At 58.2% G+C, this 14,564-nt stretch carries 17 protein-coding genes; 3 read left to right on the plus strand and 14 right to left on the minus strand.

The genetic code is table 11. The annotated features are described in order from the left end of the window. Nucleotides 1-4: 4 nt before the first annotated feature. The 10 genes from tolQ to OH720_RS25695 form a co-directional block, all read right to left on the minus strand. Nucleotides 5-700 carry a protein TolQ gene (gene tolQ / locus OH720_RS25650; protein WP_007995636.1) on the minus strand — a complete coding sequence of 232 codons (696 nt, stop codon included), beginning with the start codon at nt 698-700 and terminating at the stop codon, nt 5-7. Next, nucleotides 690-1,157, minus strand: a complete 468-nt coding sequence (ybgC, locus tag OH720_RS25655; RefSeq protein WP_272603361.1) for a tol-pal system-associated acyl-CoA thioesterase — start codon at nt 1,155-1,157, stop codon at nt 690-692. The genes tolQ and ybgC overlap by 11 nt, the downstream gene beginning before the upstream one ends. A gap of 127 nt (nt 1,158-1,284) precedes the next feature. Next, entirely contained in the window at nt 1,285-2,346 is a 1,062-nt protein-coding gene (gene ruvB / locus OH720_RS25660) for a Holliday junction branch migration DNA helicase RuvB (RefSeq protein WP_272603362.1), read from the minus strand. Then, the gene (ruvA, locus tag OH720_RS25665; protein ID WP_180205179.1) at nt 2,347-2,955 is read right to left on the minus strand and encodes a Holliday junction branch migration protein RuvA; all 609 of its coding nucleotides are present in this window, start codon (nt 2,953-2,955) and stop codon (nt 2,347-2,349) included. It abuts the gene before it with no gap. 114 nt (nt 2,956-3,069) lie between these two features. Further along, nucleotides 3,070-3,594, minus strand: a complete 525-nt coding sequence (gene ruvC, locus OH720_RS25670) for a crossover junction endodeoxyribonuclease RuvC (RefSeq protein WP_020798460.1) — start codon at nt 3,592-3,594, stop codon at nt 3,070-3,072. A 158-nt stretch (nt 3,595-3,752) separates the two neighbouring features. Next, on the minus strand, nt 3,753-4,499 hold the full coding sequence (locus OH720_RS25675; protein ID WP_272603363.1) for a YebC/PmpR family DNA-binding transcriptional regulator: 747 nt from the start codon (nt 4,497-4,499) through the stop codon (nt 3,753-3,755). A 129-nt stretch (nt 4,500-4,628) separates the two neighbouring features. Next, nucleotides 4,629-6,404 (minus strand): aspartate--tRNA ligase, encoded by a 1,776-nt coding sequence (aspS, locus tag OH720_RS25680; protein ID WP_272603364.1) that lies wholly within the window; start codon nt 6,402-6,404, stop codon nt 4,629-4,631. A 109-nt stretch (nt 6,405-6,513) separates the two neighbouring features. Further along, a complete protein-coding gene (locus tag OH720_RS25685) occupies nt 6,514-6,735 on the minus strand; it encodes an FmdB family zinc ribbon protein (protein ID WP_007977333.1) in 222 nt (73 codons plus the stop codon). Nucleotides 6,736-6,871: 136 nt separating this feature from the next. Then, a complete protein-coding gene (locus tag OH720_RS25690) occupies nt 6,872-7,210 on the minus strand; it encodes a ribbon-helix-helix domain-containing protein (protein ID WP_272603365.1) in 339 nt (112 codons plus the stop codon). A 257-nt stretch (nt 7,211-7,467) separates the two neighbouring features. Next, nucleotides 7,468-7,938 carry a Dps family protein gene (locus OH720_RS25695; RefSeq protein ID WP_272603366.1) on the minus strand — a complete coding sequence of 157 codons (471 nt, stop codon included), beginning with the start codon at nt 7,936-7,938 and terminating at the stop codon, nt 7,468-7,470. A 294-nt stretch (nt 7,939-8,232) separates the two neighbouring features. Between OH720_RS25695 and OH720_RS25700 the strand changes: the two genes are divergently transcribed. Further along, nucleotides 8,233-8,835, plus strand: a complete 603-nt coding sequence (locus OH720_RS25700) for a cold-shock protein (RefSeq protein WP_272603367.1) — start codon at nt 8,233-8,235, stop codon at nt 8,833-8,835. Between the two features lie 76 nt (nt 8,836-8,911). Here the strand turns inward: OH720_RS25700 and OH720_RS25705 are convergent, their stop codons facing one another. Both OH720_RS25705 and OH720_RS25710 read right to left on the minus strand, forming a co-directional pair. Next, nucleotides 8,912-9,118 carry a SlyX family protein gene (locus OH720_RS25705; protein ID WP_007977339.1) on the minus strand — a complete coding sequence of 69 codons (207 nt, stop codon included), beginning with the start codon at nt 9,116-9,118 and terminating at the stop codon, nt 8,912-8,914. Nucleotides 9,119-9,121: 3 nt separating this feature from the next. Further along, nucleotides 9,122-9,547: an HIT domain-containing protein gene (locus tag OH720_RS25710; protein ID WP_272606521.1), complete on the minus strand. Its 426-nt coding sequence runs from the start codon at nt 9,545-9,547 to the stop codon at nt 9,122-9,124. A gap of 902 nt (nt 9,548-10,449) precedes the next feature. Between OH720_RS25710 and OH720_RS25715 the strand changes: the two genes are divergently transcribed. Continuing rightward, complete coding sequence (locus OH720_RS25715) at nt 10,450-11,790, plus strand: OprD family porin (RefSeq protein ID WP_272603368.1); 1,341 nt, start codon at nt 10,450-10,452, stop codon at nt 11,788-11,790. 208 nt (nt 11,791-11,998) lie between these two features. Here the strand turns inward: OH720_RS25715 and OH720_RS25720 are convergent, their stop codons facing one another. Together OH720_RS25720 and OH720_RS25725 are read right to left on the minus strand one after the other, a co-directional pair. Continuing rightward, on the minus strand, nt 11,999-12,841 hold the full coding sequence (locus OH720_RS25720) for a mechanosensitive ion channel family protein (protein WP_272603369.1): 843 nt from the start codon (nt 12,839-12,841) through the stop codon (nt 11,999-12,001). Nucleotides 12,842-12,981: 140 nt separating this feature from the next. Next, on the minus strand, nt 12,982-13,467 hold the full coding sequence (locus tag OH720_RS25725; RefSeq protein ID WP_007977344.1) for a YajQ family cyclic di-GMP-binding protein: 486 nt from the start codon (nt 13,465-13,467) through the stop codon (nt 12,982-12,984). Nucleotides 13,468-13,609: 142 nt separating this feature from the next. Between OH720_RS25725 and OH720_RS25730 the strand changes: the two genes are divergently transcribed. Further along, entirely contained in the window at nt 13,610-14,527 is a 918-nt protein-coding gene (locus OH720_RS25730) for a putative 2-dehydropantoate 2-reductase (protein ID WP_272603370.1), read from the plus strand. Nucleotides 14,528-14,564 lie beyond the last annotated feature (37 nt).

Consider the following 14,564-nt stretch of genomic DNA (forward strand, 5'->3'; position numbering starts at 1 on the left):
CTGCTTATTCTTCGCTGGTGTGCACTTTGCGGTGCAGGATCGCCTGGAATTCGTCGGCGAAGGTGTAGTAACGGCCCAGCAAGGTTTCGCTGCGGGCAGCAAAACGGTTGTAAGCGATAACGGCTGGAATGGCGGCGAACAGACCGATCGCGGTGGCGATCAGGGCTTCGGCGATACCGGGTGCCACGGTGGCCAGGGTGGCTTGCTGGGCAGTCGCCAGGCCACGGAAGGAGTTCATGATGCCCCAGACGGTACCGAACAGACCGATGTACGGGCTCACGGAGCCGACGGTGGCGAGGAACGGCAGGCTCTGCTCGAGCTTTTCTTCTTCGCGGGAAATGGCAACGCGCATGGCACGGGCCACGCCTTCCATGACCGCTTCCGGGTCAACGCCTGGCTGCTGGCGCAGACGGGAGAATTCCTTGAAGCCGGCACGGAAGATCTGCTCGACACCGGAATCCGGGTCCGGGTTGCTGCCCGCCTGACGGTAGAGTTTGGACAGGTCGATACCCGACCAGAAGCGCTCTTCGAAGCTCTCCAGGGCGCGTCGACCGGCGCGCAGCAGGTTGCTGCGCTGAAAGATCATGATCCATGAGGTCACCGATGCGGCTACCAGGGTCAGCATTACCAGTTGCACCACGATACTGGCATTGCTGACCAGGCTCCACATGGAGGAATGGTCGACGACGTTAGCTTCCACGCTTTATCTCCTGCTTTGAGTGTGTACCCGCGCCGCTCACGGCGGCAAAGGCCGCTCGCAGAGCTTCGGGAATGGCCCGGGGTTTTAAACTTTCAGTGCGCACACAGGCCACCAGAAACTGCCCCTCACAGAGCAGTACATCATCCGTGGCCCGCCTGACCTGCTGCTTGAAGCGCAAGCTGGCACGGTTCAATTCGACTACTTCAGCGCTTACCAGCAGCTCGTCATCCAGTCGCGCCGGCGCGTGGTAGCGCGCTTCGCTGGAATGCACGACGAACAACAGGTCCTCTCCGGCAAGCTGCGATTGGGCAAAGCCCAGCTCTCGTAGCCGCTCGGTTCGAGCCCGTTCCATAAACTTGAGGTAATTGACGTAATACACGATGCCGCCCGCATCGGTGTCCTCGTAATAAACGCGACAACGATGTGCGAAAGGCTCAAGCCCGTTTTGCGCGCGCATACTCTAGTGCTTACTCCTCGGGTTGCCAATCCGGCCAGGCAACTGTTTTTCAATGTTCTGCGGCTTTCGCGCAAAAGTACGGTGCTGGGACCACACTTTGCCCGAAAAAATCAGCTCGCAATGTTAATTAATCGTCCACGGCATCAAGGAACTCGTCTACCACGGGCATTTCGCCCAATCGTGACGGAATGTTTAAGCCGAAGTGCAGGTACGCATGCCGGGTCACCACCCGCCCCCGCGGTGTACGCATGATGTAGCCCTGCTGGATCAGGTAGGGTTCCAGCACGTCTTCAATGGTGTGACGCTCTTCGCTGATGGCCGCCGCCAGGCTGTCCACCCCCACCGGCCCGCCATCGAACTTCTCGATCATGGTCAGCAGCAGGCGTCGATCCTGGTGATCGAAGCCACGTTCATCGACGTCCAGCAGGTTCAGGGCCAGGTCGGCGATCGGCTTGGTGATATGGCCCTTGGCACGCACTTGCGCGAAGTCCCGCACCCGGCGCAGCAAGCGGTTGGCGATACGCGGCGTACCGCGGGCACGCCGGGCGATTTCGAAGGCGCCCTCCGGGTCCAGTGGCAAGCCGAGGATGTTCGCCGAGCGACTGACAATCGTCGACAGGTCGGCGTTGCTGTAGAACTCCAGGCGCTGGACGATGCCGAAACGGTCACGCAACGGGTTGGTCAGCATCCCCGCCCGCGTGGTCGCGCCGACCAGGGTGAACGGCGGCAGATCCAGCTTGATCGACCGCGCGGCTGGCCCTTCGCCGATCATGATGTCGAGCTGGAAGTCCTCCATGGCCGGGTACAGCACTTCCTCGACAATCGGCGACAAGCGATGGATTTCATCGATGAACAGCACGTCGTGTGGCTCGAGGTTGGTCAGCAGCGCCGCCAGGTCGCCCGGACGCTCGAGGACCGGCCCCGATGTGCTCTTGATCGACACGCCCATTTCCTGGGCGATGATATTGGCCAGGGTGGTCTTGCCCAGACCCGGCGGGCCGAAGATCAAGGTGTGGTCCAGGGACTCGCTACGCCCGCGGGCAGCCTGGATGAACAGCTCCATTTGCTCGCGAACGGTCGGCTGGCCAATGTACTCGGCCAGGCTGACGGGGCGAATCGCCCGGTCCTGGATTTCCTCGCGATCACGGGGGGCACCCGTGGCGGCGATCAGACGATCAGCTTCAATCACTTAGATCATTCCCTTCAGGGCACGACGAATCAGGTCTTCGCTGCTCAAGCCTTTCTCCTTGATCGCGGAAATCGCCTTGCTGGCTTCCTGCGGCTTGTAGCCCAGGGAGATCAGCGCGCTGACCGCGTCGTTTTCGGCAGTATTGACCGGCGCAGGGGCATCCGGCTGGTTGGGTACCAGGGCAAACATGGCCGGTACGGTTTCCCAGGCCTTGAAGCGATCCTTGAGCTCCACCAACAGGCGTTCGGCGGTTTTCTTGCCCACGCCCGGCACCTTGGTCAGGGCCGAGGTGTCCTGGGACTGCACGCAACGCACCAGCTCGTCGACTTCCAGGCTCGACATCAAGGCCAGGGCCAGTTTCGGCCCTACACCATTGAGACGGATCAGTTCGCGAAAAAAGTCTCGCTCACGCTTGCCGACGAAGCCATAGAGTAACTGCGCGTCTTCGCGTACGACCAGATGGGTGTGCAGTGTCAGCGGTTCACCGACCGGCGGCAGGCGATAAAGCGTGGTCATGGGCACTTCAAGCTCATACCCCAGGCCATTTACATCCAGAATCAGGTGCGGCGGCTGTTTTTCAGCCAGTGTGCCGCGCAAGCGTCCAATCACGTTACAGATCCTTGAGCGTTGGCCAGCCCTGGGCCAGCGACTGACAGAACAAGGGTTTTGCGCCGACAACCCAGGCGCATGCCCCTCATTCCAGAAAATTGATTGCTGATGCTATCAGAGACGCAGGCGCCCGCCACGACTGCGTGCCGCACCCAGGCCATGGGGCAACAGGCTGGAGCGGGTGTGCGCATGGCAAATCGCAATGGCCAGGGCATCGGAGGCGTCGATTTGCGGTTTACTGGTCAGCTTCAACATGTGCATGACCATCATCTGCACCTGCTCTTTATTCGCCGCACCGGTGCCGACCACAGCTTGCTTGACCTGGGTGGCCGTGTATTCGGCGATTTCCAGGTTTTCTTCCGCGCCAGCCACAATGGCCGCCCCACGGGCCTGCCCCAGCTTCAGGGCGGAATCGGCATTACGGGCCATGAACACTTTTTCGATGCCCATGGTGACGGGACCGTAGGTCTGGATGATTTCCCGTACGCCGCGATAAACGATCTGCAGGCGCTCATGCAGCTCGCCCGCACCGGTGCGGATGCAACCGGAGGCCACGTACTCACAGCCACGACCGGTATCGCGCACCACGCCATAGCCGGTAATGCGCGAACCGGGGTCGATACCAAGAATTAAAGTCATAACGCCTGTGGATTCAGTAAAAGCACGATATTCAATACAGTGAATAACAAATGTGGGAGCGAGCCTGCTCGCGAAAGCGGTTTCATATTCAGCAACGATGTTGCCTGAAAATCCGCATTCGCGAGCAGGCTCGCTCCCACAAAGGATCCTGGTTGCCCTTAACCGAGCTGTGCGGCGACCGACTCCGGAATGTCCGCGTTGGAGTAGACGTTCTGCACGTCATCCAGGTCTTCGAGCATATCGATCAGCTTGAGGACTTTCTCCGCCCCTTCCAGGTCCAGTTCGGCACTGGTGGTCGGCAGCATGACGATTTCTGCGTCATCACCCTTGAAACCGGCCGCTTCAAGCGCATTACGCACGGAATAGAACCCGGCAAACGAGGTGAAGACATCGATGGAACCGTCTTCATTGGTCACCACGTCATCGGCATCGGCTTCCATGGCCGCTTCCATCAGTGCGTCTTCGTCGACGCCCTGGGCGAAGGAAATCTGCCCCTTGCGCTCGAACAGGTAGGCCACCGAACCATCGGTGCCGAGGTTGCCGCCGCACTTGCTGAACGCGTGACGAACCGCGGCCGCGGTGCGATTGCGGTTGTCGGTCATGCACTCGACCATCACCGCCACGCCACCCGGGCCGTAGCCTTCGTAGGTCAGCTCGACCATGTCGTCGGTATCGGCAGCACCGGCACCACGGGCTACCGCCCGGTCGATGATGTCGCGACTCATGTTCGCCCCAAGGGCCTTGTCCAGCGCCAGGCGCAGGCGCGGGTTGGAGCCTGGATCGCCACCACCTTGACGGGCCGCGACGGTCAGCTCACGAATCCACTTGGTGAATATCTTGCCCTTTTTGGCATCCTGACGTTCTTTGCGGTGCTTGATGTTCGCCCACTTGGAATGACCTGCCATAACTCGCTCCGAATTCTCTTTGACACATTGCCCGCCACGCTGCATCGCGCCGGCCGACAAACAAAAAATCTTGAGGTGCTCTACGTATACAGAAAGGGCGCATCCGAAGATGCGCCCTTCAGGTGAGCCTTACTCTGCCTTGGGCGTTTCGCGCAGACGAATGTGCAGTTCGCGCAATGCCTTGGCATCGACCTGACCCGGTGCCTGAGTCATGACGTCCGCCGCGCTCTGGGTTTTCGGGAAGGCGATCACTTCACGGATCGACTGGGCGCCGGTCATCAACATCACCAGACGGTCCAGACCGAAGGCCAGGCCACCGTGCGGCGGCGCGCCGTATTTCAGGGCGTCGAGCAGGAAGCCGAACTTCTCTTCCTGTTCCGCTTCGTTGATACCCAGCAGACGGAACACCGACTGTTGCATCTCTTTACGGTGGATACGGATCGAACCGCCACCCAGCTCGGTACCGTTCAATACCATGTCGTAGGCACGGGACAGGGCGCCAGCCGGGTTGGCTTCCAGCTCTGCCGGGGTGCATTTCGGCGCGGTGAACGGGTGGTGCAACGCGGTGAAGCTGCCGTCGTCGTTCTCTTCGAACATCGGGAAGTCGACGACCCACATCGGCGCCCACTTGCAGGTCAGCAGCTCCAGGTCGTGGCCGAGCTTGATCCGCAGCGCGCCCAGGGCTTCGCTGACGATCTTGGCTTTATCGGCACCGAAGAACACGATATCGCCATCGACCGCACCGACGCGATCGAGGATCACGTTGAGGTTGGCTTCAGGAATGTTCTTCACGATTGGCGACTGCAGGCCTTCGACGCCTTTGGCGCGCTCGTTGACCTTGATGTACGCCAGGCCCTTGGCACCGTAGATACCGACAAACTTGGTGTAATCGTCGATCTGCTTGCGCGGCATGCTTGCCCCGCCTGGAACGCGCAGCGCGGCAATGCGGCATTTAGGGTCGTTGGCCGGGCCGCTGAACACCTTGAAGTCGACTTCCTTGAGCTGGTCGGCAACGTCCACCAGTTCCAGCGGGTTACGCAGGTCTGGCTTGTCGGAACCGTAGCGGCGCATGGCTTCTTCGAAAGTCATGTGCGGGAACTCGCCGAATTCCAGACCCAGCACTTCCTTGAACAGGTTGCGGATCATTTGTTCGGTCAGGCCCATGATCTCTTTTTCATCGAGGAAGCTGGTCTCGATGTCGATCTGGGTGAATTCCGGCTGGCGGTCAGCACGCAGGTCTTCGTCACGGAAGCACTTGGCGATCTGGTAGTAGCGGTCGAAGCCGGCCACCATCAGCAGTTGCTTGAACAGCTGTGGCGATTGCGGCAGGGCGAAGAACGAACCGGCGTGGGTACGGCTTGGCACCAGGTAATCACGCGCACCTTCCGGGGTGGCGCGAGTCAGGATCGGCGTTTCGACGTCGAGGAAGCCGTTCTCGTCGAGGAAGCGGCGGATGCTGGTGGTCATGCGCGAACGCAGACGCAGCTTCTCGGCCATTTCCGGACGACGCAGATCCAGGAAGCGATAGCGCAGGCGGGTTTCTTCGCCAACGTCGGAGAACTCGTTCAGCGGGAACGGCGGGGTTTCCGACTCGTTCAGCACTTCCAATTCATAGCCCAGGATTTCGATCATGCCCGACGCCATGTTGGCGTTGGTGGCGCCGGCCGGACGCAGGCGAACCTTGCCGGTGACCTTAACCACGTATTCGCTGCGCACACGGTCGGCAACGGCGAAGGTTTCAGCGCGGTCCGGGTCGAACACCACCTGGGCCAGACCGTCACGATCACGGATATCGAGGAAAATCACCCCACCGTGGTCACGGCGACGGTGGACCCATCCGCAAAGGGTAACTTCCTGGCCTTCCAGGCTTTCGTTCAGTTGGCCGCAATAATGGCTGCGCATCATGGTAGTGGTTTCACTTCTCGTAATTCGACATTCGGTTGCAGACCTTGCGTCGCTCCACTGATGGATGACGCAAGAGCTCGCGCGTGTGGTTCAACTCAGGTCCCGGACCCTAGTCAGCTTTGTCGCCGCCGGCCAGGTTCTTCTTGGAACCGGTCTTGAAATCGGTCTCGTACCAGCCGGTGCCGCTGAGGCGGAAGCCTGGCATGGACAGCATCTTCTTAAGCTCTGGCGCCTGGCACGCAGGGCAGTCGACCAACGGTGCATCGCTGATCTTTTGAATGGCTTCCAACTGATGACCACAGGAAGCACATTGGTAATCGTACATCGGCATGGGGGTTGTCTCGGCGATCAGATTGCTACCGCGCACGCTGGGTTTTGCGGCAAAGAGCGGGATTATATCCATTAAATGCAGCCTGTGCAGCCGTAAGACTGCACAGATCGACACGCTGCCCTTTGATTCATCAGGTTCAAGCCACCACCTGGCAACGCCCCTCCTTGAGACTGTGGACAACACAGACCACCCGCACCAGCCCGCTGAAATTTCTCACCCCGCCATGGCGCAAATGCACCTGGCGATCGACATGGGACAGCAACGCGCTGACCGAACAGCTATTGACCCTGGCCATGTCGGCCAAAATATCCCAATACACCTGCTCAAGCCGCAAGCAGGTGGCAAAGCCATTCAATCGCACCGATCGGGACAACGGCCGGGCCAGCCCCATGTCGAACTCACTGACAAATGGATCGACCCTTATATCCCTGGCCTGTCCGCCCCGCCCCTCATCTCTCCTGCCTTCATATTCCATATCGCTGACACTCCTTTGCCATTTGCGGTTTCTATAAAAGCAATTTGAATGCTTATAAAAACGCCAGGGCAAAGTTATAGCCAGATGACTTTATGACCATCCGCGTAGGATAAGCCAACAACGGAAGGCGGATCAGGGAGAGCGTCCTAGTCCGGCACTTTCCCCACAGCAACGCGCGAAAATTCGCTCAAGCAACAGGCCGCCCTTCTGACGGAAGGGGGGCGCGCGAACAGCAATGTCATCCACGCGCCGACTTATCATTGGTCCAGCAGCGCGCGGAGCATCCACGCGGTTTTCTCATGAACCTGCATGCGCTGGGTCAGCAAGTCAGCCGTAGGTTCGTCGCTGACTTTATCGAGCAACGGGAAAATCCCCCGGGCGGTGCGCGTGACTGCCTCCTGCCCCGCCACCAGTTGCCTGATCATGTCTTCGGCAGCCGGCACGCCTTCTTCTTCCTTGATTGACGACAGCCGCGCGTAAATGGAATAGGCGCCGGGCGCCGGGAATCCGAGTGCGCGAATTCGCTCGGCAATCGAATCGACCGCCAAGGCCAACTCGTTATATTGCTCCTCGAACATCAAATGCAGGGTGCGGAACATCGGGCCGGTGACGTTCCAATGGAAGTTATGGGTTTTCAGGTAGAGCACATAGGTGTCCGACAGCAGGCGCGAAAGTCCTTCGACGATGGACTTGCGGTCCTCTTCACTGATACCGATATCGATTGCCATGTTTTTCCCCTAAAGGTGATGAAGTTCATCCAACAGGTGCAGGACCACTCTAGCAAGCCTGCCGCCAGGCTGCAGCCCGGACGCCCCGCCGGGCGCTCGCAAGACCGCTGGACTCCTTGATTTGAGTAGGCTGCAGCTTTGCTGTTAAATAGGCAGCGTGTCGTCAGTGCCTATTTTTTCGGGCGCTGCGCATAGGCTGATACCGGGTACGTGTCCAACGCCTCTATTTATCCCGAAGCGAACCGTGCGCCATCAGCTCTTCCTTGTGAGCTGTCTTAACGTGAGTTAATCAAAATGTTGAAAATCGTCCACCTGCTGATAGGCGCAGCGGCCTTGCTGCTGTCCTTCATCCCTAGCCTGCGATCCGAAGCCCTGCCTTACCTGCAACAACCCGACGCCTTGTACCTGGCCTTTTTTGGCCTGCTCAACCTGACGCTTGCCCCGGTTATCCCTTACTGGAACAAAGGCCCGCGCCATCAACTGCAGAATCTGGTCAGCGCCCTGCTGGTGCTGGCTGTCGTCCTGCAAACCCTGACACTGATCGCGCCAATGCCAGTGATTGCCGGCCAGCCTGCCGTGCTGTTCAGCCTGGTTGCAGCCCTGGTCGCAGTCGCCCTGCACCTGGCCATCAGCTTCTACAAATCGTCACCGGCCACCGCTTCGCCTAGCTACGACATGAGCAACCGCGATACCGGGACCGTCAAGTGGTTCAACACCTCCAAAGGCTTCGGCTTTATTTCCCGCGACTCCGGCGACGATATTTTCGTGCACTTCCGGGCCATTCGCGGTGAAGGTCATCGCGTCCTGGTCGAAGGCCAGCGCGTCGAGTTCTCCGTCATGAATCGTGACAAAGGCCTGCAAGCCGAAGACGTCATCGCCGCCCTGCCGCGACGCTGATCAAAGGCAATAAAAAAAAACCGCGAACATGTTCGCGGTTTTTTTATGCCTGCACTTTTTTTTACAAGCGCTTCTACTAGTAATGCGGTGGCGGCGCTTCTTCTTCGAAAGACTCGAACTGGCCGACCATTTCCTCTTGCCGCTTGAGCAGCGCGGCCATTTGCAGCTGCAGGCGCTCGACGACCCGCTGCTGCGCCACCAGGACATCGTTCAACGCCTGGATGGTGTCATCCTGAAATGCCAGCCGGCTTTCAAGATCGGTTACGCGCTCTTCGAGGCTCATGGCTCAACCCTCCACAAACTTGAAATCATCGGTCAACACCAGGCGCAGCCGTTCGCGAATCGCCGAGACCTGCTCTGCACTGTACGGCTTGGCCGGATGCTTGCCCCAGATCGGTGCCGGCCAGGCCGCGTCTTCATGCTTGCGCACGATCACATGCATGTGCAACTGACTGACCACGTTACCCAGGGCAGCGACGTTCAGCTTGTCGGCATCGAACGAGTCCTTGAGCAACTCTGCCAACGCAGTCGTTTCCTGCCATAGCTGCAGCTGATCGGCGCCACTTAACTGAAATATCTCGCTGATATCGTCCCTGCGTGGCACAAGGATGAACCAGGGGTAGTTCGAATCATTGGACAACAGCAACCGACAAAGTGGGAAATCGCCGATCTGTAGTGTGTCTTGTTGAAGTCGTGGATCTAAAGCGAACACTGCGCATACTCCCGCCAGGTCTTCATTTTTCAGCTTAGCGTCCATCCGGATAGATCGTACGCCAGGCCACTGAACGGCAGCATACCCTGCCAGCTTCACAGCGAACCACTGCATGCGCCCGTCGGGGTCTACAAATGGCACAAGCGCGCCCCGAGATGAGACAGTTCCTGCGAAAACGCACCAATACCAAACCAGCGCAGGGTAAAAAACGCCGAAATGACCAGAAAACCACAGCTTGTTCACGCAATGCAAAAACGCCCGACTGTTTGAAATCAGACAGTCATTGAAATTTTTTGCACCAAAACCGCACAGTACGTCTACGCTGAGTGCTTCGCATATCCGCCATTTACTCAATGGCGGGTGAACCGGTAACGCTTTTACATGTCACGCGGACAGGCAGGAGGCTGAGACACGATGCCAACCACGGCGTCAAGCCCGAAGTAAAGAAGCATGAACCCCCGGTTTTATGAGGTTTTTACCGCACCAGGCAGCCAGACAGAAAAAAAATCGGTGGAGTTCTGATTTGTGCACGTTTGTTGCATTGTTACCCACATCGTCTATGAGGCACCGCGGGAAGCAGGCAGTCTCAAGACCAACAAAAACAGTGGCAGGGTAGCCCGATGGAGATTCAAACGTTTCACCAGGGACTCTTTTTATCGATGCGCCAGCCCAGAAAAACAGCACTAAAGTTGTCAGTCCGGTTGCATCGGGGCTGTAAATTTGCGACATCTAGCTAGCCGTTTACGACAGGGTCGTAAAGAAGCTGAAAGGATAGATGCGCAAGTATCGCCAACATTGCCGGCGTGATATAAGTTTGCGCCGACACAAAAAGAAAGAGCCGCCCAGATAATAAAACAGGTGGGACGGCAGTACTCTTCTAAAAACCAAAGGAGCAAATCACGATGCGCGTGATGAAGTGGAGCATGATCGCACTGGCTGTTGCAGCTGGTACCTCGCAGTTCGCAGTGGCGTCGTCCCAGGACGAGTCCAAGGGTTTCATCGATGATTCGAGCCTGAAACTCAAAACCCGTTTTGAGTACATGAACCGCGACTACAAGAACGGTGCAAGTAACAACGCAACCTCCGGCTATCGCCAGGACTCCGGTCTCAGCCAACTGCTGACTTACGAGTCGGGCTTCACTCAAGGCATCGTAGGTTTCGGCCTCGACGCAATGGCGATGGGCTCGGTCAAACTCGACGGCGGTACTGGTCACCGTGGTAACGGCCTGTTCGCAGTCGACAGCGACAACAACCCTGAAAAATCCCAGGGCAAGGTTGGCGGTGCAGTCAAACTGCGTCTCTCCGACACTGTTCTGAAATACGGTCGCCAATTCGTTGCCAGCCCTGTGTTCGCTACCGATGACAGCCGCATGCTGCCAGAAGTTGCTGAAGGCACCTTGCTGACCAGCAAGGAAATCAAAGGCTTGGAACTGAGCGCCGGTCGCTTCACCGCACTGAGCGCCCAAACCGGTATGGGTCATGACACCGTTGGCGGTATTTCAGATGAAAATGGAAACCACGGCGAAGGCATAAGCGGCGGCATCAACATCTTCGGCGCCAGCTACGCTTTCACCGACAACTTCACCGGTGCCGTCGCTGCGTCGGATGCTGAAGAGTACTTCAAGAAGTACTACGTCAACCTGAACTGGACCCTGCCGATCAATGACGAGCAGTCCCTGAACTTCGACCTGAACGGTTATAAAACCAACGGCGATAAACGTGGTGACTCGTTTATGGCCCTCGGCTCTGTCGAAGACGGCGGCGACGGCCACCAAGGCGTAGACAACAACCTGTGGTCCCTGGCTGCTGCTTACAGCATCGGTGCCCACAAATTCACCCTGGCTTACCAGCAGTCCAGCGGTGACAACGCTTACTACTACGGCGTTGACGGCAACAGCACCATCTTCGTTTCCAACTCCATCCAGATCTCCGACTTCGTGGGCCGCGAGGAGAAATCCTATCAAGCTCGCTATGACCTGAACATGGCTACCTACGGTGTACCGGGCTTGAGCTTCATGACCCGTTACGTAATGGGTAACAACATCAAGGTTGAAAACGCTGGCGAAGGTAAAGAAAACGAGTGGAACATTGAGTCCAAGTACGTTGTGCAAGAAGGCCCGGCCAAAGACCTGTCTTTCCGTGCTCGTTTCGCCAACTACCGCGCGAACGGCGCGTACGCCGCTTATTCGCGTGACAACTACGACACCCGTCTGATCATCGAGTACCCACTGAACATCCTGTAATCAGGGTGTAAGACTGGTAGTCTGTAGATCAAGAAACCGCCCACCTCTTCAGGTGGGCGGTTTTTTTATGCCTGCCACACAGCAAACACTGCCGCAAGCAACTTGCGCGCATAACGTTAATACTTTTTTCAATGAACTCATCAACAGTCACAAAAAAACCCAAGAGACTATCCGCCTCCTGGGTTCATGTAACAACTAACAAACAGGCTTACTGTATTGCCGCTTCCTGAACCACGCGAACTACACGCTGAGGAAATGGAATGTCAATACCTGCCGTTTTCAACCGGTCACGGGACTGTTCGTTAAACATGAACATCACGTCCCAGTAATCCGCTGTCTTCACCCAGACACGCAGGGAAACAGTGATCGAACTGTCACCCAAGGTCGAAATGACTGCCTGCGGCGCCGGGTCGAGCAGCACGCGCGGATCCTTGGCCAGTTCCAGCAAGACTTCACGGGCCTTTTGCAGGTCCGCTTCGTAATCGACACCCACATCGAACACCACCTTGCGGGTCGGTTGACGGTTGGTGTTGGTGATGATGCCGTTCGACAGATTGCCGTTAGGCACGATGATGGTTTTGTTGTCGCCGGTGCGCAGCACCGTGTGGAAAATCTGGATGCTGTCGACGGTACCCGCCACACCCTGGGCTTCGATCCAGTCACCGATACGGAACGGACGGAACAACAGAATCAGCACGCCGCCGGCGAAGTTCGCCAGGCTGCCCTGCAAGGCCAGGCCGATGGCCAGGCCTGCCGCACCGATCGCCGCCACGAACGACGTGGTTTCCACACCGATCATCGACGCCACGCTGACGACCAGCAGGATCTTGAGAATGATGTTCGCCAGGCTGCTGATAAAGCCTTGCAGCGCAAGGTCGGCGTTACGCAGGGCAATCAGGCCACCGAGCTTTTGCGTGACCTTGTTGATCAACCACCAGCCGATAGCCAGGGTGATGACCGCCAACAGCACACGGCTGCCATATTCCATTATCATCGGGATCCAGGATTGGGACACCCTGACCAGGTTGTCTACTTCAGCATTTAAGTCCATCTGCTTTCTCCTGCATTTTTCCGGCTACCCGGCACGCGAAAAATAAAGCGGCAGAAAGACCAACCCTGTCCGGATCGATCGTTTCTGCCGTTGCTTGGGCCTCGGACGCCGAAAACGCCTGGAGGTTCCCGCCGTATACGTTAATCGCGGAAGTTGTTGAACTGCAGCGGCATGCCGAATTCCTTGGCACGCAGCACTGCAATGGCTTCCTGCAGGTCGTCACGTTTCTTGCCGGTGATACGCACTTGCTCACCCTGAATGGCGGCTTGCACCTTCAGCTTGGCGTCCTTGACGTGAGCGACGATTTTCTTCGCCAGCTCTTTGTCGATGCCTTCCTTGAGGACGGCTTCCTGCTTCATCAGCTTGCCCGATGCGAATGCATCCTTGACCTCAAGGCACTGCACATCGATCTTGCGCTTGACCAGGGCCAGCTTGAGGATCTCGATCATCGCCTCGAGCTGGAAATCCGCTTCAGCGGTCAGGTTGACGGTCAGGTCCTTTTCCTTGAACTCGAAGCTGCCTTTGCCTTTCAGGTCATAACGACGATCGAGCTCCTTGACGGCGTTCTCGACCGCGTTGGTGACTTCGTGTTTGTCCAGTTCGGATACCACGTCGAACGACGGCATGTAATCTCTCCAATAAATAGGGCGCGCTCGATCACGATGGAGCACGCCTGGCTTGCGGTTAAAATCCGCGCTGATTATAACGGGTCTTTCCGATCATTCACTGCGAGCCTCCCATGCGCGCCTTAAACAGAGCAAAAAGCTGATGTCCACCACCTGGCATGTTCTCGGCGCCGGCAGCCTCGGCACGTTGTGGGCCACCCGCCTGGCGCGGGCCGCAGTGCCAGTGCGACTGATCCTGCGCGATACCACGCGACTGCAGGCGTATCAGGCGGCTGGCGGTCTGACGCTGGTCGAACAGGGTGCAGAACTGCGTTTCCCGGTGCCCGCCGAAACACCCGACAGCCAAGAGCCCATCCATCGTCTACTGGTCGCCTGCAAGGCCTACGATGCAGAACAGGCCGTGGCACAGCTCGCGCACCGAATGTCGCCCGGCGCCGAACTGATCCTGCTGCAGAACGGCCTGGGTAGCCAGGACGCCGTGGCGGCGCAAGTACCGCAGGCGCGCTGCATTTATGCGTCAAGCACTGAAGGCGCCTTTCGCGACGGTGACTGGCGTGTCGTCTTTGCCGGGCACGGGTTTACCTGGCTGGGGGATGCCAGCCACCCCGTCGCACCGATCTGGCTGGACGACCTCGATGCCGCGGGCATTCCCCATGAGTGGAGCACCGACATCCTCACCCGGTTGTGGCGCAAGCTGGCACTCAACTGCGCGATCAATCCGTTGACAGTGCTGCACGATTGCCGCAATGGCGGGCTGCAGGAGCACCACTGCGAAGTCGCCACGCTGTGCGGTGAACTGAGCGAACTGCTTGAACGTTGCGGCCAGCCGGCGGCTGCGCAAAACCTGCAACATGAAGTTGAACGGGTGATCCACGCCACCGCTGCCAACTACTCCTCGATGTACCAGGACGTCAACAACCGGCGCCGCACCGAAATCAGTTACCTGCTGGGCCATGCCTGTAAAGTCGCCGCACGGCATCAACTGAACCTGCCGCACCTCAATCAGCTTGAGTCGAGGTTGATCGCGCGCCTGCACAGCCTTGGATTGCCCAGCGACTGAGCAGCGGCTACGCTGGCCACTTGTTCCTTTGCAGCGA

The organism is Pseudomonas sp. WJP1, assembly GCF_028471945.1.
Classification (GTDB): Bacteria; Pseudomonadota; Gammaproteobacteria; order Pseudomonadales; family Pseudomonadaceae; genus Aquipseudomonas.